At 61.1% G+C, this 16,474-nt stretch carries 18 protein-coding genes; 9 read left to right on the top strand and 9 right to left on the bottom strand.

Features of this window, described 5'->3' with window-relative positions; genetic code table 11:
• Positions 1–15 precede the first annotated feature (15 nt).
• The 5 genes from ctaD (at position 16) to NKJ06_RS13875 (ending at position 4,294) form a co-directional block, all read left to right on the top strand.
• Positions 16–1,785, top strand: a complete 1,770-nt coding sequence (gene ctaD, locus NKJ06_RS13895) for a cytochrome c oxidase subunit I (protein ID WP_352627992.1) — start codon at positions 16–18, stop codon at positions 1,783–1,785.
• Positions 1,782–2,486, top strand: a complete 705-nt coding sequence (locus NKJ06_RS13890; RefSeq protein WP_352627991.1) for a cytochrome c oxidase subunit 3 — start codon at positions 1,782–1,784, stop codon at positions 2,484–2,486. The genes ctaD and NKJ06_RS13890 overlap by 4 nt, the downstream gene beginning before the upstream one ends.
• A 13-nt stretch (positions 2,487–2,499) precedes the next feature.
• Complete coding sequence (locus tag NKJ06_RS13885; protein WP_352627990.1) at positions 2,500–3,219, top strand: heme-copper oxidase subunit III family protein; 720 nt, start codon at positions 2,500–2,502, stop codon at positions 3,217–3,219.
• A 9-nt stretch (positions 3,220–3,228) separates the two neighbouring features.
• On the top strand, positions 3,229–3,624 hold the full coding sequence (locus NKJ06_RS13880) for a cytochrome C oxidase subunit IV family protein (RefSeq protein WP_352627989.1): 396 nt from the start codon (positions 3,229–3,231) through the stop codon (positions 3,622–3,624).
• Positions 3,625–3,820: 196 nt separating this feature from the next.
• Positions 3,821–4,294: an aminoacyl-tRNA deacylase gene (locus NKJ06_RS13875; protein WP_352627988.1), complete on the top strand. Its 474-nt coding sequence runs from the start codon at positions 3,821–3,823 to the stop codon at positions 4,292–4,294.
• A gap of 56 nt (positions 4,295–4,350) precedes the next feature.
• On the opposite strand, the gene NKJ06_RS13870 is transcribed toward NKJ06_RS13875, so the two are convergent.
• From NKJ06_RS13870 to NKJ06_RS13860, 3 genes are all read right to left on the bottom strand, one after another.
• Positions 4,351–5,163, bottom strand: a complete 813-nt coding sequence (locus NKJ06_RS13870; RefSeq protein ID WP_352628139.1) for a DUF2189 domain-containing protein — start codon at positions 5,161–5,163, stop codon at positions 4,351–4,353.
• A 472-nt stretch (positions 5,164–5,635) separates the two neighbouring features.
• Entirely contained in the window at positions 5,636–6,571 is a 936-nt protein-coding gene (locus tag NKJ06_RS13865) for a heme o synthase (protein ID WP_352627987.1), read from the bottom strand.
• 81 nt (positions 6,572–6,652) lie between these two features.
• A complete protein-coding gene (locus NKJ06_RS13860) occupies positions 6,653–7,033 on the bottom strand; it encodes a c-type cytochrome (RefSeq protein ID WP_352627986.1) in 381 nt (126 codons plus the stop codon).
• Positions 7,034–7,548: 515 nt separating this feature from the next.
• Here NKJ06_RS13860 and NKJ06_RS13855 point away from each other — a divergent pair.
• Positions 7,549–7,797 (top strand): hypothetical protein, encoded by a 249-nt coding sequence (locus tag NKJ06_RS13855; RefSeq protein WP_352627985.1) that lies wholly within the window; start codon positions 7,549–7,551, stop codon positions 7,795–7,797.
• A gap of 345 nt (positions 7,798–8,142) precedes the next feature.
• Here the strand turns inward: NKJ06_RS13855 and NKJ06_RS13850 are convergent, their stop codons facing one another.
• On the bottom strand, positions 8,143–8,391 hold the full coding sequence (locus NKJ06_RS13850) for a hypothetical protein (RefSeq protein WP_352627984.1): 249 nt from the start codon (positions 8,389–8,391) through the stop codon (positions 8,143–8,145).
• Positions 8,392–8,591: 200 nt separating this feature from the next.
• Between NKJ06_RS13850 and NKJ06_RS13845 the strand changes: the two genes are divergently transcribed.
• Positions 8,592–9,023 carry a cupin domain-containing protein gene (locus NKJ06_RS13845; protein ID WP_352627983.1) on the top strand — a complete coding sequence of 144 codons (432 nt, stop codon included), beginning with the start codon at positions 8,592–8,594 and terminating at the stop codon, positions 9,021–9,023.
• Positions 9,024–9,135: 112 nt separating this feature from the next.
• Here NKJ06_RS13845 and NKJ06_RS13840 read toward each other — a convergent pair whose 3' ends face one another.
• Complete coding sequence (locus tag NKJ06_RS13840; protein ID WP_352627982.1) at positions 9,136–9,591, bottom strand: carboxymuconolactone decarboxylase family protein; 456 nt, start codon at positions 9,589–9,591, stop codon at positions 9,136–9,138.
• A 271-nt stretch (positions 9,592–9,862) separates the two neighbouring features.
• On the opposite strand from NKJ06_RS13840, the gene NKJ06_RS13835 reads away from it, so the two are divergent.
• Together NKJ06_RS13835 and NKJ06_RS13830 are read left to right on the top strand one after the other, a co-directional pair.
• Positions 9,863–10,621 (top strand): copper homeostasis protein CutC, encoded by a 759-nt coding sequence (locus NKJ06_RS13835; protein ID WP_352627981.1) that lies wholly within the window; start codon positions 9,863–9,865, stop codon positions 10,619–10,621.
• Positions 10,618–11,112, top strand: coding sequence for a GNAT family N-acetyltransferase (locus tag NKJ06_RS13830; protein WP_352627980.1), 495 nt, complete (start codon positions 10,618–10,620; stop codon positions 11,110–11,112). The genes NKJ06_RS13835 and NKJ06_RS13830 overlap by 4 nt, the downstream gene beginning before the upstream one ends.
• A gap of 41 nt (positions 11,113–11,153) precedes the next feature.
• On the opposite strand, the gene NKJ06_RS13825 is transcribed toward NKJ06_RS13830, so the two are convergent.
• The 4 genes from NKJ06_RS13825 to NKJ06_RS13810 all read right to left on the bottom strand — a co-directional run bounded on the left by NKJ06_RS13825 (position 11,154) and on the right by NKJ06_RS13810 (position 16,310).
• The gene (locus NKJ06_RS13825; protein ID WP_352627979.1) at positions 11,154–12,176 is read right to left on the bottom strand and encodes an acyltransferase family protein; all 1,023 of its coding nucleotides are present in this window, start codon (positions 12,174–12,176) and stop codon (positions 11,154–11,156) included.
• 269 nt (positions 12,177–12,445) lie between these two features.
• Positions 12,446–13,243 (bottom strand): FAD binding domain-containing protein, encoded by a 798-nt coding sequence (locus NKJ06_RS13820; protein WP_352809984.1) that lies wholly within the window; start codon positions 13,241–13,243, stop codon positions 12,446–12,448.
• Positions 13,244–13,358: 115 nt separating this feature from the next.
• On the bottom strand, positions 13,359–15,707 hold the full coding sequence (locus NKJ06_RS13815; protein ID WP_352627977.1) for a xanthine dehydrogenase family protein molybdopterin-binding subunit: 2,349 nt from the start codon (positions 15,705–15,707) through the stop codon (positions 13,359–13,361).
• 102 nt (positions 15,708–15,809) lie between these two features.
• Complete coding sequence (locus tag NKJ06_RS13810; protein ID WP_352627976.1) at positions 15,810–16,310, bottom strand: (2Fe-2S)-binding protein; 501 nt, start codon at positions 16,308–16,310, stop codon at positions 15,810–15,812.
• Between the last annotated feature and the right edge of the window lie 164 nt (positions 16,311–16,474).

Here is a 16,474-nt window from a genome sequence, read left to right as displayed (position 1 = left end):
CACGGAGGTGTTCCTATGGTCGACATCACGCCTGCAGATGGCATCCCCCCAGCCGAAGTCGCGGAAATGGAACTCTACCATCCGCACAGCTGGTGGACGAAATATGTCTTCTCGCAGGACGCCAAGGTCATCGCCATCCAGTATTCGGCGACGGCAACGGGAATCGGCCTGGTCGCCCTGGTGCTATCATGGCTGATGCGGCTGCAACTCGGCTTCCCCGGCACGTTCGACTTCATCACCCCGGAAGCCTACTACCAGTTCATCACCATGCACGGCATGATCATGGTGATCTACCTGCTCACCGCCCTCTTCCTCGGCGGCTTCGGCAACTACCTGATCCCGCTGATGGTCGGCGCGCGCGACATGGTTTTCCCCTATGTCAACATGCTGAGCTACTGGATCTACCTGCTCGCCGTGCTGGTCCTGGTGTCCAGCTTCTTTGCACCGGGCGGACCGACAGGTGCGGGCTGGACGCTCTACCCGCCGCAGGCCATCATGAGCGGCACGCCGGGCGGCCAGGACTGGGGCATCATCCTGATGCTCTCCTCGCTGATCCTGTTCATCATCGGGTTCACGATGGGCGGCCTGAACTATGTGGTGACGGTGCTGCAGGGCCGCACGCGCGGCATGACGATGATGCGCCTGCCGCTGACCGTCTGGGGCATCTTCACCGCGACTGTCATGGCGCTGCTCGCCTTTCCGGCGCTGTTCGTCGCCTGCGTGATGATGCTGCTTGATCGCGCCCTCGGCACCAGCTTCTTCATGCCGGCGATCTCCGAGATGGGCGAACAACTGCAGCACAATGGCGGCAGCCCGATCCTGTTCCAGCACCTGTTCTGGTTCTTCGGCCATCCCGAGGTCTACATCGTGGCGTTGCCGGCCTTCGGCATCGTATCCGACCTGATCAGCACCCATGCACGCAAGAACATCTTCGGTTATCGGATGATGGTTTGGGCCATCGTCGGCATTGGCGCGCTGAGCTTCGTGGTCTGGGCGCACCACATGTATGTCAGCGGCATGCACCCCTATTTCGGCTTCTTCTTCGCCACCACGACGCTGATCATCGCCATTCCGACCGCCATCAAGGTCTACAATTGGGTGCTGACCTTATGGCGCGGCGACATCCATCTCACCATACCGATGCTCTTTGCCCTGGCCTTCATCGTCACCTTCGTCAACGGTGGGCTGACCGGGTTGTTTCTCGGCAATGTCGTCGTCGATGTTCCGCTGTCCGACACGATGTTCGTCGTCGCCCACTTCCACATGGTCATGGGTGTCGCCCCGATCCTCGTGGTTTTTGGCGCGATCTATCATTGGTACCCGAAGGTCACAGGCCGGATGCTCAACGAAACGCTGGGCCGGTTCCATTTCTGGGTCACCTTCCTCGGCGCTTACCTGATTTTCTTCCCCATGCACTATCTCGGCCTGATGGGCGTGCCGAGGCGCTATGCTGAACTGACCGATATGACTGTCATGACGGAGTCGGCCCACCACCTGAACTCGTTCATCAGCGTCATGGCGTTCATCGTCGGCTTTGCCCAGATGGTGTTCCTGTTCAATCTGATCTGGAGCATCCGCCATGGCCGCGAGGCCGGCGGCAACCCGTGGCGAGCCACGACCCTCGAATGGCAGACGCCGCAAACACCGCCGGCCCACGGCAATTTCGGCAAGGACCTGCCGATCGTCTATCGCTGGGCTTATGATTACAGCGTTCCAGGTGCCAAGGAGGACTTCATCCCGCAGAACATGCCTGGCTCCTTCGGCCCCTCGAGGGAGCCGGCATGAGCGTCATCATAGTCTTCCTGCTCGTCATCGTCGGCTTTGCCGGATGGTGGCTTTCCCACCAGGGGCTGATGTCGAAGCCATGGCTCGAGCAAGGTCTGGCCGGGGATTTTGTCGCCCTCGACCGGTCGGCGCTACCCACCGCCAAAATCGGCCTAGGTGTCTTCCTCGCCGTCGTCGGCTGCCTGTTCGCGCTCTTCACCAGCGCGTATTTCATGCGGATGGCGGTGTCGGACTGGCAGCCGCTGCCGCTGCCGCGGCTGCTCTGGCTCAACACCGGCGTGCTGGTCTTGAGCAGCGTCGCGCTGCAATGCGCCGTCGTCGCCGCGCGCAAGCGGCAGATCGACATGGTCAGGCTCGGCCTCGCCACGGCCGGGCTCACGGCGCTCGCCTTCCTGGTCGGTCAGTTCATGGCATGGCGGCAGCTGACCGAAGATGGCTATCTGCTGAGTTCCAATCCGGCCAACAGTTTTTTCTACCTGATTACCGGCATGCATGGCCTGCACATATTGGGCGGGCTGGTGGGCCTCGGCAGAACGACCGCCGGCGCCTGGAATGGAGCGCGGCCGGAGCGGCTTCGACTCGGCATCGAACTGTGCGCCATGTATTGGCATTTCCTGCTCTTCGTGTGGCTCGCCATCTTCGCATTGCTGGCGGGTTGGGCCGCGACGTTCATCGACATTTGCCGACAGTTGCTGACCTAAGGGGATCAAGCGGATGGCAGAGACAGTCACGCATATCGGCCAGACGGAGCCACGACCCGTGGGCTGGCAAGGCATAGCCGCCGACTGGTCCTCGGATCAGCGGGCGTTCAAGAACGTGTCCTGGGGCAAGGCCATGATGTGGATCTTCCTGCTCAGCGATACCTTCATCTTCGGCTGCTTCCTGCTCTCCTACATGACCGCGCGCATTTCTACACGCGTGCCGTGGCCCAATCCGAGCGAGGTCTTTGCGCTTCGCATCGGCGGCTCGGATATCCCGCTGATCCTTATTGCCATCATGACCTTCGTGCTGATCTCAAGCAGTGGAACAATGGCCATGGCGGTCAATTTCGGCTATCGCCGCGACCGCCGCAAGACGGCAATCCTCATGCTTCTGACCGCGGCACTCGGCGCGACCTTTGTCGGCATGCAGGCCTTCGAATGGACCAAGCTGATCACCGAAGGCGTGCGGCCCTGGGGCAACCCCTGGGGCGCCGCACAATTCGGTTCGACTTTCTTCATGATCACCGGTTTCCACGGCACCCATGTGACGATCGGGGTGATCTTCCTGATCATCGTGGCGCGCAAGGTATGGCGCGGAGATTTCGACACCGGACGGCGCGGCTTCTTCACCAGCCGCACGGGGCGCTATGAGAATGTCGAGATCATGGGGCTGTACTGGCACTTCGTCGATTTGGTCTGGGTGTTCATCTTCGCATTCTTCTATCTTTGGTGAGAGGCAGACATGGGTGAAGCAACCGCAAACGGCCTCGGACAACACGCACTTCACGCTGCGCATGAAGCGCCGGCGGCCGTGGCCCATGCCGACGCGCATCAGGAACATCCGATCAAGCTCTATCTGGTGGTCTGGGCATGGCTGTTCATTCTCAGCACATGCTCCTACCTGGTCGATTATTTCGGCCTTCACGGCTATCTCAGATGGTCGCTGATCCTGATCTTCATGATCCTCAAGGCAGGGCTGATCGTCGCTGTCTTCATGCACATGGCCTGGGAACGGCTGGCGCTGACCTACGCGATCATCCTGCCGCCGATATTGGTGCTGGTGTTCGTGACGATGATGGTCCTCGAAGCGGATTACACGCTTTTCACCCGGCTGGCGTTTTTCGGATCCGGACCCTGAAGCGCAAACCGGATTTGCCTAGGACATTTCCGGTCGGGACCCACACATGCGGCGTGCGTCCAGTTCCGTTGCCGGCGCCTTGAAACAATCGGCAGCTGGTCCATTTTTGTTAAAGCATGATCCCGAAAAGCGGATCCGGTTTTTGCTGCGCTGACCTTCGATTCGGAAAGATCATGCTCAAACAAGGGAGGCCAAGATGACGATCGCAAACAGACTGAAGGACTTCATCGACGGCAAGGGAATTCCCTACGACACCGTCGCTCATCATCGCACTTCGACAAGCCGGCAGGCGGCAATAGCCGCGCATGTGCCCGGCAGTATCATGGCGAAATCCGTGGTCGTTCACCACGAACTTGGCTATGCAGTGGCCGTGGTTCCGAGCACCCACAGGATCGAGCTCGGCACATTGCAAGACGTCATGGACAAACGTCTCGGACTCGCCTCCGAAGACGAGATGATTTCGCTCTTCGGTGATTGCGACACTGGCGCCATCCCGCCCATCGGCGCGGCCTACAATGTACCGGTGATCGTCGATGAAAGCCTTGGCGACGCCACCGACGTCTACTTCGAAGGCGGCGATCATAAAACGCTGGTGCATGTCAGCGGCAAGGATTTCCGCAACCTGACCATGGGCGCATACCAGGCCCGCTTCAGCCATCCGGCTTACTGACGGCTTCGATCAAACCCGCAACGGCACCCTCGCTGGTGCGGTGAGGCAGAACGTCCTCAACTCGCCGATCTGGCGGGCGGCTCCACGACCTTGCGGTAGACATGCCAGGTGGCATGACCGAGGATCGGCAACACGACGGCCAGCCCGGCGAACACCGGCAGCGAGCCGATGATCAGGGCGACGGCGACAATCAGTCCCCAGACAGCCATGGTGATCGGGTTCGCCAGCACCGCACGCACCGAGGTGTGGATGGCTTCGTAGGCGCCGACGTCGCGGTCGAGCAACAATGGGAAGGCGACGACCGTTGTGCACAGCACCACCACAGCGAAGGCGAAGCCGATGGCGTGACCCAGGATAATAAGCGTCCAGCCGCGTCCGGTGGCGAATATTTCATTGATGAAGCCGGATATCGATTCCGGCGGCGCCGGGCCGAAGAGATACTGGTAAAATAGCTGAGCGGTCAGAAGCCAACTGATGAAGATTGCCAGCAGCATGATCCCGACCGCCGCGATGGCTGGCAGCGCCGGAGAATTCCTGACCTCGAAAGCGTGCCTCCAGGAGGTGTCGAGTCCGGCTTCCCGTCTGCGGCTGATTTCATAGAGGCCTATCGCCGCGAATGGGCCGATCAGCGCAAAACCAGAGACCAGCGGAAACAACAACGGCAAGGCGTTGGCGCCCGAAGTCCAGGCGGCGAGCACGACGCCCACGAGCGGATAGAGCAGGCAGAGAAAGACGATGTGCGACGGTTTGACCATGAAATCTTCGACGCCCCGCTTGAGCGCGTCGAAAAGGTCGGAAACACCGATTTTTCGAATTTTGGTATGTTCCAGCGTCTCGCTGGCGCCTGCTACAACATGAAAACTTGCCATGACCGTTCCTCCAGATCGGGTCCGGTAAGGTCGCGGTTTCACGGTGCTGCCGTTCTGCATGACTGGCCACGCAAAACCGCGACCTGCACCACAACCAACATACTCTTTTGCCAAGGACTTGTCGCCCTTTGTCGGAAGAACTCCGGCGGCTAGCTCTGGTGGTCTTTTTTCGGTAGTCTCGTACAGCTCCACGCGCCCTTCTTGGGTGCGCAAAGGACGCTGGGCCACGTTGATCGGCGCATGATCCTTTCCGAAAATCGATCCCGATTTTCGGGGTCGTGCGCGGGGTCAAAGGTGAAGGTCATGGATGGAAGGACGCTTCTCATACTCGGCCTTGGCATAGTCGCGCTGCTGATCCTGGGATTCTGTGCAATACCATCGTGATGTTCGAGCCTGTCCCGGCGTGCAATGTCTTCAATGCAACAATTACCGATCAGCCCTCTCGGCCCGTCCAAGAACAGTGGTCATGCCATCAACCTCCGACTGACGTGAACGCTCGCACTGCGATGGTGTCGGCAAGCAGCATGGCAAAGATCGCGAAAAGATAGAAAATCGAGAAGGCGAACAGCGCCTTTTCAGGCTTCATCTCTCGGTCTGGAGCGACCAGGACCTTCCAGGCGTGCCAGATGAAACCCGCGCCCAAAGCGGCCGAAACAAGTCCATAGAACCCGCTCGCGAATCCGAACGCCCAGGGCAGCACGCCGATTGGCGCCAAGAGCAGTGAATAGGCGAGTATCTGTCTTCTGGTCGAAGCCTGGCCAGCCACGTTCGGCATCATCGGGATGCCGGCAGCTGCGTAGTCGCCGACCTTGAACAGCGCGAGCGCCCAGAAATGCGGCGGCGTCCACAGAAAGATGATCAGGAACAGGATGACGCTTTCGATGCCGATCGCGCCCGTGGCGGCCGCCCAGCCAATGACAGGAGGAAGGGCACCCGCCGCGCCGCCGATGACGATGTTCTGCGGCGTCGATCGCTTCAGCCACATCGTATAGATGACGACGTAGAAGAAGATGGTGAAGGCCAGCAGCGATGCGGCAAGCCAGCCCACCAGCACGCCGAGCGTCATGACCGAAAGGGCGGAAAGCACCAGGCCAAAGCCGAGAGCTTCACCCGGCGTGACGCGGCCCGACGGAACTGGCCGCTTTGATGTGCGAGACATCAGCGCGTCGATATCGGCGTCGTACCACATGTTGAGGGCCCCGGCCGCTCCGGCTCCGATCGCAATCGCACCGATTGCGATCACGGCGATGACCGGATTCATCGCGCCAGGCGCCGCCATCAGGCCAACGAAAGCAGTGAATACGGCAAGCGCCATGACCCGCGGCTTCAAAAGCGCGAAGAAATCACCCGCCGTCGCTTCCGACAGGCGGATGCCGGTATCCTTGAGGCGGCTTTCCCTAGTCGACATCTCAGGCCGATGGAAGCAGGCGACCTAATGCGTGTCGCTCAAAATTGGTCCGGTTTTGAGACGTATGGCGGGGGAGCCAGGTCACTTGGAGAACGTTTTCAGGTAGGCAATGACGTTGGCCACGTCTGCATCGTTCTTGAGGCCGGCAAACGCCATCTTGGTCCCTTTGACCATGGCCTTGGGATCGTGAAGGTAGGTCGTCAGTGTTGGTTCGTCCCATTTGACGCCGGATTTGCCGGCGGCAATCATGGCATCGGAATATTTGAAATCCGGATGCGTACCGGCCGTCCGGCCGATGACACCGTGCAGTGATGGGCCGATCTTGTTCTTATCCTCGTCTGCGATGTGGCAGACCTTGCATTTGGTGAAGACCTTCTCGCCAGCCGCAGCATCCTGAGCCTGCGACGGATTGGCGGCGAAGGTTGCAACAGACACGACGGCGAAAAACGCGGCCAAGCGCATGGCATTTCCTCCCTGATCGTCAAATGTGCCTGAGATGATCTGCGCATGCCGGTACCACCAGCGATGCGCCTTGTACGGCAGAACAGATTATTCACTTCTCCCCACATGGAATTGCGGCACCTATATACCACAGAATCTGACCGGTAGGTAGAAGAGGCCTCGGGCTGATCCAGCGCATTTGTAGATGATGTCGCGACGCCGGACGGCCGCGTTTTCACCGAGCAGGCATATGCCCTTGCCTCGGCTTCGGCGATCTCGTTAGGATTTCTTGTCGCCGTTTGGATTGGGCACCGGTGCCTCTCGCACGTCTCGCGGTGGCGGATCGATATGTTCAAGTTCTGACGGTGCTTCTTTGTCGCGATGGACAGGTACCTTCTTCGGTTCGGGCCTCGGTGGCGGTTCCTTGATCGTGTTGGACATGATCCAGTTAATCGGATCGCCGGTCTCTTGTTCCGTTAGCGAGCCTAAAAACTGGAAGCCAGAGGAACCGGGAGCGTTGAAGAGCGTTCTGTCGCATGCTGAAGAAAATCGCCCTCGCCGCCGTGCTGGTCCAGGTTGCCGTCTTTTCGGCTCTCACAACCCAGACGGTTCTTTTCGCGTCTACAGCCACCCAAGCTGCCAACGCGCGACCTGGCGACCCTGTCGCGGTCACCGGGAAAGAACGCGCCGAGGCGACGTGGTCCAATATTCCCAATCATTGCCTCAGACGGATTGAGGCGAGAAAGCCTGTCGAGACGACCTTAGCGATCGCCGGGCAACAATAGCCCGCCCCCTTATTGCAGGGGTGAATCGATCTTGCAAACCCCGCCCCGCCACCTTAAAGCGCAATGATTCCTGCTACTTGCGGCGTGGGGATAGTGCGTTGGTTGGGCAAGAATTGGCAATGACTAGGCAGCGGCAGGGCTTTCGACTGCTCCAAATGGTATGCGTCAGGCGGGCATTGCTGCCGGCAAAGGACCCACCGGATCGGTTGCCCCGGAAAGACGACCGCCTGCTCGGGATGTGCCGGCCTGGGGACGCTGGCAGAACCTCCGCTGAAGGCTGTCGCATAGCCCTGATCGGGTCGCATTCCCCTGATGACGAGTCGCGGCTTCGACGAACTGCGTATTCTATGCCACTGATGCGTCTTCTTCAGGTGGCGGCGTCAAAACTGTGATGTCCATCCTGGCTATCTTGGATGCCGCGCGGCCTTGCGCACCAGAATCCACATCGCCGGTTGCGGCAACCATGATTTTGGCGAGATGTCCCACGGCGTCTGCGCTGCGGCCTGGCGAAAATTCTTCGCTCGTTTCCGGCTTTCCCACCGCCGTTTGTTTTTCCGGCACTTGCCGATGTTGATTTGCGATTGCGGCAACCATTGAAACCTCCTGTGGCAACACCTTGACCTTATATTAGCGCTGACTGTTGTGGGGCTGACCTGGCAAGTCCGCCGGGAGCCACAATCAGGGGCGTGAAGAACCTTGCTAACCAACTGCGCCGCCGCACGAGATCCGCTGGCTCAGCGCTACCTTGCGTGCATCTGACCGCCGCGCAATGCTGGCGCCAAGGGGAGAGAATCATGCGAAAAATTCTGGTATCGATGCTGCTGCTCGCGGCGGCCTTTTCCGTAAACCCGGCTTGGGCGCTGGACAGCAGCGGAATGCCCGTCGTGGTGACGCCACTGGCATCGCGCACGACGACCGCGTCCGGTCAGCCGATCACATTGCCGCGGAAAAACGTGCAGGTGCTGGTGTCGACCTATGACATCGCGCCGGGCGCGACCTTGCCGGTCCACAGACATCCCTTCCCGCGCTACGCCTATGTCCAGGCCGGCACGCTGAAGGTCACCAATGTCGAGACCGGCAACAGCAACACCTACAAATCAGGCGATTTCATCATCGAAATGATCGGCCAGTGGCATCAGGCCACCAATATCGGCGATATCGAGGTCAAGCTGCTGGTTATCGATCAGGTCGAAGAAGGCGCCAAGAACACGGAACTGCGCCAGTAGCGGTCAGGTCTGCGCCCAGCGGCCGGGAGGCGGCGCTCCCGCGCGTCATCGCGCCGTCACGCACAACCACCCTGCCCAGGCACTTGACCCCACGCACTTGACCCCCAACCACTCATCCCCAGGCGCCGACCATCTGCCGTGTCGTGGCGTTCAGCCGGTTGAAGGCGTTGATGAGCGCAATCTGGATGACCAGCGCGGCAAGCGCCTTTTCATCATAGTGCCGGGCGGCCTCGTCCCAGACATCGTCCGGCACCGCGTCCGGCCGGTCGGCGAGCCGTGTGCCGGCTTCAGTCAGCGCAAGGGCCGCGCGTTCGGCGTCGGTGAAGTAAGGCGTCTCCCGCCATGCCGCCAGGGCAAAGATACGCTCGTCCTTTTCGCCGGCCTTCTTCAACTCGCGGGAATGCATGTCGACGCAGACGGCGCAGTAGTTGATCTGGCTGGCGCGCAGATGGATGAGCTTGCGCGTCACGTAAGGCACATCGGCAGCCTCGGTCGACTTGTCCAGCGCCAGCAGCGCCTGCACGGAACCGGGAATGAGCATCACCGGGTTCTTGATTCTTGCTTGCATGGTCTTTCTCCTTTGAGTTCGTCGGGACGTGCTTTGCCGACCCGGATGCAAGGCATCCGAGGTTGTGAATTTGAAAGGATTGTCGGCCGCAACGCCGCGCCGCCAACAGGAAACCCATAACCATATGGCTATGGATTTTACTCATAACTCAACGGTTATGAGAATCAAGCAGGAAATGTCCGCTGGCCCAAATGGCGGCGCGCTGTTCGCGCTTTCACACCAACCGGCCTGATGCTAGGGCTGGCAGCGACATCATGGATTGGATAGCCCCTTGACCAGAGAAACTCGCCTGCCGCTGATCGAAATTTGTGTCGAAGGTATTGACGGCCTTCTGGCAGCACAGGCTGCCGGCGCCGACCGGGTCGAACTGTGCGCCAGCCTCATTGAAGGAGGCATCACGCCGAGCCTCGGCACCGTGCGCGCCGCCCTCGACCAGGCGACGGTGCCGTTTCACGTCATGGTGCGGCCGCGCGGCGGCGATTTTCTCTACAGCGACACCGAGTACGCCTCGATGCTCGCCGATGTCTCGGCACTGCGCGAACTCGGCGTGCCCGGCGTGGTGTTTGGCTGCCTGAATGCCGACGGCACCATTGACGAGGCGCGCATGAGCCAACTGACGCAGGCTGCGGGCGCCTTGAACGTCACCTGCCACCGCGCCTTCGACATGACGCGCGACCCGGCCGAGGCGCTGGAAGCGCTGATCCGCAGCAAGGTCGGCCGCGTGCTGACCAGCGGCCAGCGCGACACGGCAGTCGAAGGCGCGTCACTTCTGGCGGATCTTGTGCGGCAGGCCGGCGAGCGCATCGTCATCCTCGGCTGCGGTGGGCTCGATCTTGGCAACATCGCCGAAGTGCGGAGGAACACCGGCCTATCCGAAATGCACTTCGCCGCCCTCAAGGACGTGCCAAGCGCCATGGACTACCGCAACTCCCATGTCGGCATGGGCGGCTCCGATCTCGACCGCGAGTATCGCAACACCTTGACCGACACACCGCTGGTGGCGGCGACCATCGCTGCAGCCAAGGCATGAGCGCGACCCCTGCCCCAATTAGCCGCGTCTCGGCCGAAGACGAAGCGGCGATCCTGGCGCTCAACAATAAGCATGCCGCCGAACTGTCGTGGCTGGAGCCCGAACGGCTGTCCTTCCTGCTCGGCGAAGCATTTTACGCGCGCCGCATTGGGGACCTCGAAGCCTTCATCATGACCTTCGACCAGAACGCTCGTTACGACAGCCCGAATTTCTTGTGGTTTCGCGAGCGCTACGAGCGCTTCGTCTATGTCGATCGGGTGGTGGCGGCGCAAGCGCGTGGCCGCGGCCATGCCCGCCGGCTCTATCAGGACCTGTTCGGCAATGTTGAGCGCGCCGGCCACACGCTGGTCACCTGCGAAGTCAACATCGACCCGCCGAACCCCGCCTCGGATGCCTTTCACGCCGCCCTCGGCTTTGCCGAAGCCGGCGACGCCGTGATCCATGGCGGCAAGAAAGCAGTGCGCTATTACGTCAGGTCGTTGAAGACATAGAGGGCGAGCGCGCCGCAAGACGCCTGAACGGCTCTATTGCCTCACCAATTGCGGTTGAGCCATTCGCGTGCCGGCCGCTCGATGAGGTAGTAGCTGCACAGCGCGCAGACGAAAACGCCGGCCAGCATCAGGATCGGCGCGCTGCCTTGTTCATAGACGAATTTGTAGAACGGCTGTTGCCACAGATAGAGCGAATACGACCACAGCCCCAGCGTTGCCATCGGCCAGGAGGACAGCAATCCGGAAAAATACCGGGGGCTGAAATCGAGCACATTGACGGCCAGAGCCAGCAGCGGGACGGCGAAGAGATAGTGGATCGGCGTCGGCACCGGATCGAGGAACAGCAGAACGGCGCAGATCGATGCTGCCAGCGCCACATGCTTGCCACTCAAGAACGCCGGCAGCCTGTCATCGGCCTTGAGCAGGCAGATCGAAGCCGACAGCAGGATCGACGCGATATGCACATCGGTGCGCCAATAGGTGGTTTCGTAGTCCATCCCGAAGACCCAGTACGAAATCGCGCCGTTGGCCATGGCAAGCAAGGCCAGCGCCAGGAGCAGCACGACGACGCGAGAGCGCGTTGAGACGATGACGCTGATCAGCGCCAGGATGATATAGGCGTGCTCCTCGATGCAGAGCGACCAGATGTGGTCGAGCGCCCCTGCCCGCGTCACCAGAATGCCGGCATAATTGTAGGTGAATGTCAGCGCCGTCAGCGCCGCCTTCCATTTGAAGGCGACGAAGGTGCTGGAGAGCGCAATCATCGCGACGATCACGAAAATCAGAAGCGCCGGATAGATGCGGGAGAACCGGCGCTTGAAGAATTTCTTCAGCGGATAGCGTTCGATGAACAGGATCTCGCCCATCAGCCGGCCGCTGAGCACGAAGAAGAATTCAACGCCCAGAACGCCTAGATTGATTCCGGGGACGGGAAAGAAATGGCCGATCAGTACCAGGGCGATCGACAGGCCGCGCCAGCCGTCGAGATAGGCCAGTCTTGTTCTGATCCGTCTGTCGGCGACGGACCGGGACGGAATGACATGCGTCGCGGAGATGTCGGTCATGCCGATCCTTTCGCATTGGGCATGCGAAAGGGCACGGCGGTACAATCCGAACCCGGCTCGCATTCCCGCCCCAGTCCATATTGCAGTGCAAGATAAATTTGTGCAAGTGCGAGATTGCTGCTGGATCAGTGCCAGGCGAAGTACCGGTGGGAATTGCTGCAAGGAGGATTGGCGCGCGCCCGCGATTCCATCAAGGACTGGAAGCAACAGGTCGCCACATACGAAAAAGGGGCCGCAGTGGCCCCTTTCGTTGCGCCCGAGTGCTGGTGTTAGGCGTTGGCGGCAGCAACCGCGCGCTTGGCCATCACCGCGATCAGATTGGCGCGATAGTCGGCGGAAGCGTGGATGTCGGTCATCAGATCCTTCGCCGGCACCTTCACGCCATCGAGTGCCGCGGCCGCGAAATTCTTGGGGAGTGCGGCCTCGATCTCCTTCGAGCGGAAGACGCCGTCGTCGCCGGCGCCGGTGACGGCAACGCTGACGCCATCCTTGCCCTTGGCCACGAACACGCCAACGATGGCGTAGCGCGATGCCGGATTGCGGAACTTTTCATAGGCCGCTTTGGCCGGCGCGGTGAAGGTAATGGCGGTGATGATTTCGCCATCTTTCAACGATGTCTCGAACAGGCCCTTGAAGAACTTGTCCGCCGCGATCTGGCGCTTGTTGGTGACGATGGTGGCGCCCAACGCCAGCAGTGCCGCCGGATAGTCGGCCGCCGGATCGTTGTTGGCGATCGAGCCGCCGATCGTCCCTTTGTGGCGCACCGCCGGATCGCCGATCAGCGATGCCAGATGGGCAAGCGCAGGGCAGGCCTTCTTCAGCTTCTCGTCATTGGCAACGGCGTGATGCGTGGTGGCGGCGCCGATGGTGACCGTCTTGCCAGATACCTTGACACCCTGCAGCTCCTTGATCCGCGAGAGGTCGACAAGGTCGGACGGCGCGGCAAGCCGCGTCTTCATCGCCGGGATCAGCGTCATGCCGCCCGAAAGCAGCTTGGCGTCACCCGTCTTGACCAGCTTGGCGGCATCGGTGACCGAGGCGGCACGGTGATAGTTGACTGAGTACATTTGTCTTTCTCCCTTGGGTGAAAGAGCGAATAGGGAGTAGCGAATAGCGAATAGGATCTGTCCCGTCGCACCGCCTTCTCTGCCCTATTCGCTACTCCCTATTCGCTATTCGCTTTCAATGTTTCGTCGCGCGGATAGCTGCCCACACGGTGGACGGCGATGCCGGCATGGCGAGATCGTTGCTGCCGATGGCGTCGGTGATGGCGTTGATCACCGCCGGCGGCGAGCCGATGGCACCAGCCTCGCCGCAGCCCTTGACGCCGAGCGGATTGCCCGGGCACGGCGTATTCGAGGTCGAGACCTTGAACGACGGCAGGTCACCGGCGCGCGGCATGGTGTAGTCCATGTAGCTCGCGGTCAAAAGCTGGCCGCTGTTGTCATAGTGGGCGCCTTCGAGCAGTGCCTGGCCGATGCCTTGCGCCAGTCCGCCATGCACCTGGCCCTCGACGATCATCGGGTTGATGATGTTGCCGAAATCGTCGGCGGCGACGAACTGGACGATCTCGGTCACGCCGGTTTCCGGGTCGACCTCGACCTCGCAGATGTAGCAGCCGGCCGGGAAGGTGAAATTCGACGGATCATAGAACGCCGTCTCCTTCAGCCCTGGCTCCATGCCGCCCGGCAGGTTGTGGGCGGTGTAGGCGGCGAGCGCCATCTGGAACCACGGAACGTTCTTGTCGGTGCCGGCGACCTTCAGCGCGCCGTTCTCGATGATGATGTCGCCCTCGTCGGCCTCAAGCAGGTGTGCCGCGATCTTCTTGGCCTTGGCCTCGACCTTGTCGAGCGCCTTGACGACGGCCGACATGCCGACCGCGCCCGAGCGCGAGCCATAGGTGCCCATGCCCATCTGCACCTTGTCGGTGTCGCCATGGACGATCGAGACGGAATCGAGCGGCACGCCGAAGCGCTCGTTGACCAGTTGCGCGAAGGTCGTCTCATGGCCCTGGCCGTGGCTATGCGAGCCGGTCAGCACCTCGATCGTGCCGACGGCATTGACGCGCACCTCGGCACTTTCCCAAAGGCCGACACCGGCGCCGAGCGAACCGACGGCGGCTGACGGCGCGATGCCGCAGGCCTCGATGTAGCAGCTCATGCCGATGCCGCGCAGCAGGCCCTTCTTGGCAGCCGCTGCCTTGCGCTTGGCAAAGCCGGCATAGTCCGACGCCTTCATCGCCGCGTCGAGCGAAGCCGCGTAGTCGCCAGCGTCATAGCACATGATGACCGGCGTCTGGTGCGGGAACGAGGTGACAAAGTTCTTGCGGCGCAACTCGGCCGGCGAGACGCCGAACTGGCGCGCGGCGGTCTCCATCATGCGTTCCATGACGAACGTCGCTTCCGGCCGCCCTGCCCCGCGATAGGCATCGACGGGCGCGGTGTTGGTGTAGATCGCCTTCACATTGGCGTGGATCGCCGGGATATTGTACTGGCCCGACAGCAGCGTCGCGTAGAGGTAAGTCGGCGTCGCCGACGAAAACAGTGACATATAAGCGCCGAGATTGGCCTTGGTTTCGACCTTGAGGCCGAGAATCTTGTGATCCTTGTCGAAGGCCATTTCGGCATGGGTGTGATGGTCGCGGCCATGTGCGTCGGTCAGAAAACTCTCGGTCCGGTCGGCCACCCATTTGACCGGAACGCCGGTCTTCTTCGAGGCCCACAGGCAGACGATCTCTTCGGGATAGATGTAGATTTTCGAGCCGAAGCCGCCGCCGACATCGGGCGCAATCACGCGCAGCTTGTTTTCCGGCGCGACGTTGTAGAAGGCACTCATCACCAGCCGCGCCACATGCGGGTTCTGCGAGGTCGTCCAGCAGGTGTAGTGGTCCTCCGCCTTGTCGTAATGGCCAAGCGCCGCCCGCGGCTCCATGGCGTTGGGCACCAGCCGGTTGTTGATGATGTCCATCTTGACGACATGGGCTGCCTTCTTGAAGGCCGCTGCCGTATCGTCGGCATTGCCGATGTCCCAGTCGAAGATCAGATTGTTGTCGGCCTCGGGGTGGATCTGCGGCGCACCCTTGTCCATCGCCTTGGAGGCATCGACGACGGCATTCAGCTCCTTGTAGGTGATCTCGACAGCCTCGGCGGCATCACGTGCCTGCCCCTTGGTCTCGGCGACGACAATGACGACGGCATCGCCGACGTAACGGACCCGGTCGAAAGCGAGTGGCGACCACGCCCCCATCTTCATCGGCGAGCCATCCTTGGAATGGATCATCCAGCCGCAGATGAGGTTGCCGATGCCGTCGGCCTTGAGTTCCTTGCCGGTCAGCACGCCGATGACGCCGGGCATGGCTTGGGCCTTCTTGACGTCGATGTTCTTGATCTGCGCATGCGCGTGCGGGCTGCGCACGAAGGCCGCGTGCTTCATGCCGGGAACCACCATGTCGTCGACATAACGACCGGCGCCGGTGATGAATCGTTTGTCTTCCTTGCGCGCGACCCGAGCGCCAACACCTTCAATGCCCATCAGAAATTCCTCCCGAAATGCTGAAATAGCGAATAGTGAGTAGCGAAGATGGAGAGCCGCGTTCAGTCAGTGGGATACTGACTATTCGCTACTCACTTGATCTCACGCAGCCTGTCTCGCTCTGCCCTTCGACGCCTTCGACATCGTCTTCGATGCGGCGAGGATCGCCTTGACGATGTTGTGGTAGCCGGTACAGCGGCAGATGTTGCCTTCGAGCTCGGCGCGCACCGTCGCCTCGTCGAGGCCCTCGGGATGGCGACTGATCATGTCGGTCGCCGTCATGATCATGCCCGGCGTGCAGAAACCGCACTGCAGCCCGTGATGTTCCTTGAAGGCGGCCTGCACCGGATGCAGGTCGGCGCCATTGGCCAGGCCCTCGATCGTCACCACGGTCGACCCGGAGGCCTGCACCGCGAGCATCGAGCAGGATTTGACCGCCTTGCCGTCGACATGGACGACGCAGGCGCCGCATTGCGAGGTGTCGCAACCGACATGCGTGCCGGTAAGGCCAAGATTTTCCCGCAGGAAGTGAACCAGAAGCGTTCGGTCCTCGGCAGCACCGCTGACCCGTTTTCCGTTCACCATCAACGAAACGTCCGACATGGTCCCTCCCTGGGTATTAACCTTGGTCATCACGCTGCCGACGCGGTGTTGGCGCGTCAGCCATGCGTTATTCGTACACCGCACACCGGACAAAAAACAGCACGTCGCAAACGCGGCACATTGTACTTTCGGTCATGGCGCCCAGACGTGCAGTCCCGGTCGCC

This window comes from Mesorhizobium sp. M0293, from assembly GCF_040321735.1.
In the GTDB taxonomy this organism is placed as follows: domain Bacteria; phylum Pseudomonadota; class Alphaproteobacteria; order Rhizobiales; family Rhizobiaceae; genus Mesorhizobium.
The sequence above is the reverse complement of the archived record's forward strand: the minus strand, read 5'-3'. Positions and strand labels throughout refer to the sequence as shown.

What these genes read in the sequence shown, in the direction of transcription:
- ctaD (WP_352627992.1), top strand. Translation starts at nt 16, where the DNA reads ATGGTCGACATCACGCCTGCAGATGGCATCCCCCCAGCCGAAGTCGCG.
- NKJ06_RS13890 (WP_352627991.1), top strand. Translation starts at nt 1,782, where the DNA reads ATGAGCGTCATCATAGTCTTCCTGCTCGTCATCGTCGGCTTTGCCGGA.
- NKJ06_RS13885 (WP_352627990.1), top strand. Translation starts at nt 2,500, where the DNA reads ATGGCAGAGACAGTCACGCATATCGGCCAGACGGAGCCACGACCCGTG.
- NKJ06_RS13880 (WP_352627989.1), top strand. Translation starts at nt 3,229, where the DNA reads ATGGGTGAAGCAACCGCAAACGGCCTCGGACAACACGCACTTCACGCT.
- NKJ06_RS13875 (WP_352627988.1), top strand. Translation starts at nt 3,821, where the DNA reads ATGACGATCGCAAACAGACTGAAGGACTTCATCGACGGCAAGGGAATT.
- NKJ06_RS13870 (WP_352628139.1), bottom strand. Translation starts at nt 5,163, where the DNA reads ATGGCAAGTTTTCATGTTGTAGCAGGCGCCAGCGAGACGCTGGAACAT.
- NKJ06_RS13865 (WP_352627987.1), bottom strand. Translation starts at nt 6,571, where the DNA reads ATGTCGACTAGGGAAAGCCGCCTCAAGGATACCGGCATCCGCCTGTCG.
- NKJ06_RS13860 (WP_352627986.1), bottom strand. Translation starts at nt 7,033, where the DNA reads ATGCGCTTGGCCGCGTTTTTCGCCGTCGTGTCTGTTGCAACCTTCGCC.
- NKJ06_RS13855 (WP_352627985.1), top strand. Translation starts at nt 7,549, where the DNA reads ATGCTGAAGAAAATCGCCCTCGCCGCCGTGCTGGTCCAGGTTGCCGTC.
- NKJ06_RS13850 (WP_352627984.1), bottom strand. Translation starts at nt 8,391, where the DNA reads ATGGTTGCCGCAATCGCAAATCAACATCGGCAAGTGCCGGAAAAACAA.
- NKJ06_RS13845 (WP_352627983.1), top strand. Translation starts at nt 8,592, where the DNA reads ATGCGAAAAATTCTGGTATCGATGCTGCTGCTCGCGGCGGCCTTTTCC.
- NKJ06_RS13840 (WP_352627982.1), bottom strand. Translation starts at nt 9,591, where the DNA reads ATGCAAGCAAGAATCAAGAACCCGGTGATGCTCATTCCCGGTTCCGTG.
- NKJ06_RS13830 (WP_352627980.1), top strand. Translation starts at nt 10,618, where the DNA reads ATGAGCGCGACCCCTGCCCCAATTAGCCGCGTCTCGGCCGAAGACGAA.
- NKJ06_RS13825 (WP_352627979.1), bottom strand. Translation starts at nt 12,176, where the DNA reads ATGACCGACATCTCCGCGACGCATGTCATTCCGTCCCGGTCCGTCGCC.
- NKJ06_RS13820 (WP_352809984.1), bottom strand. Translation starts at nt 13,243, where the DNA reads ATGTACTCAGTCAACTATCACCGTGCCGCCTCGGTCACCGATGCCGCC.
- NKJ06_RS13815 (WP_352627977.1), bottom strand. Translation starts at nt 15,707, where the DNA reads ATGGGCATTGAAGGTGTTGGCGCTCGGGTCGCGCGCAAGGAAGACAAA.
- NKJ06_RS13810 (WP_352627976.1), bottom strand. Translation starts at nt 16,310, where the DNA reads ATGTCGGACGTTTCGTTGATGGTGAACGGAAAACGGGTCAGCGGTGCT.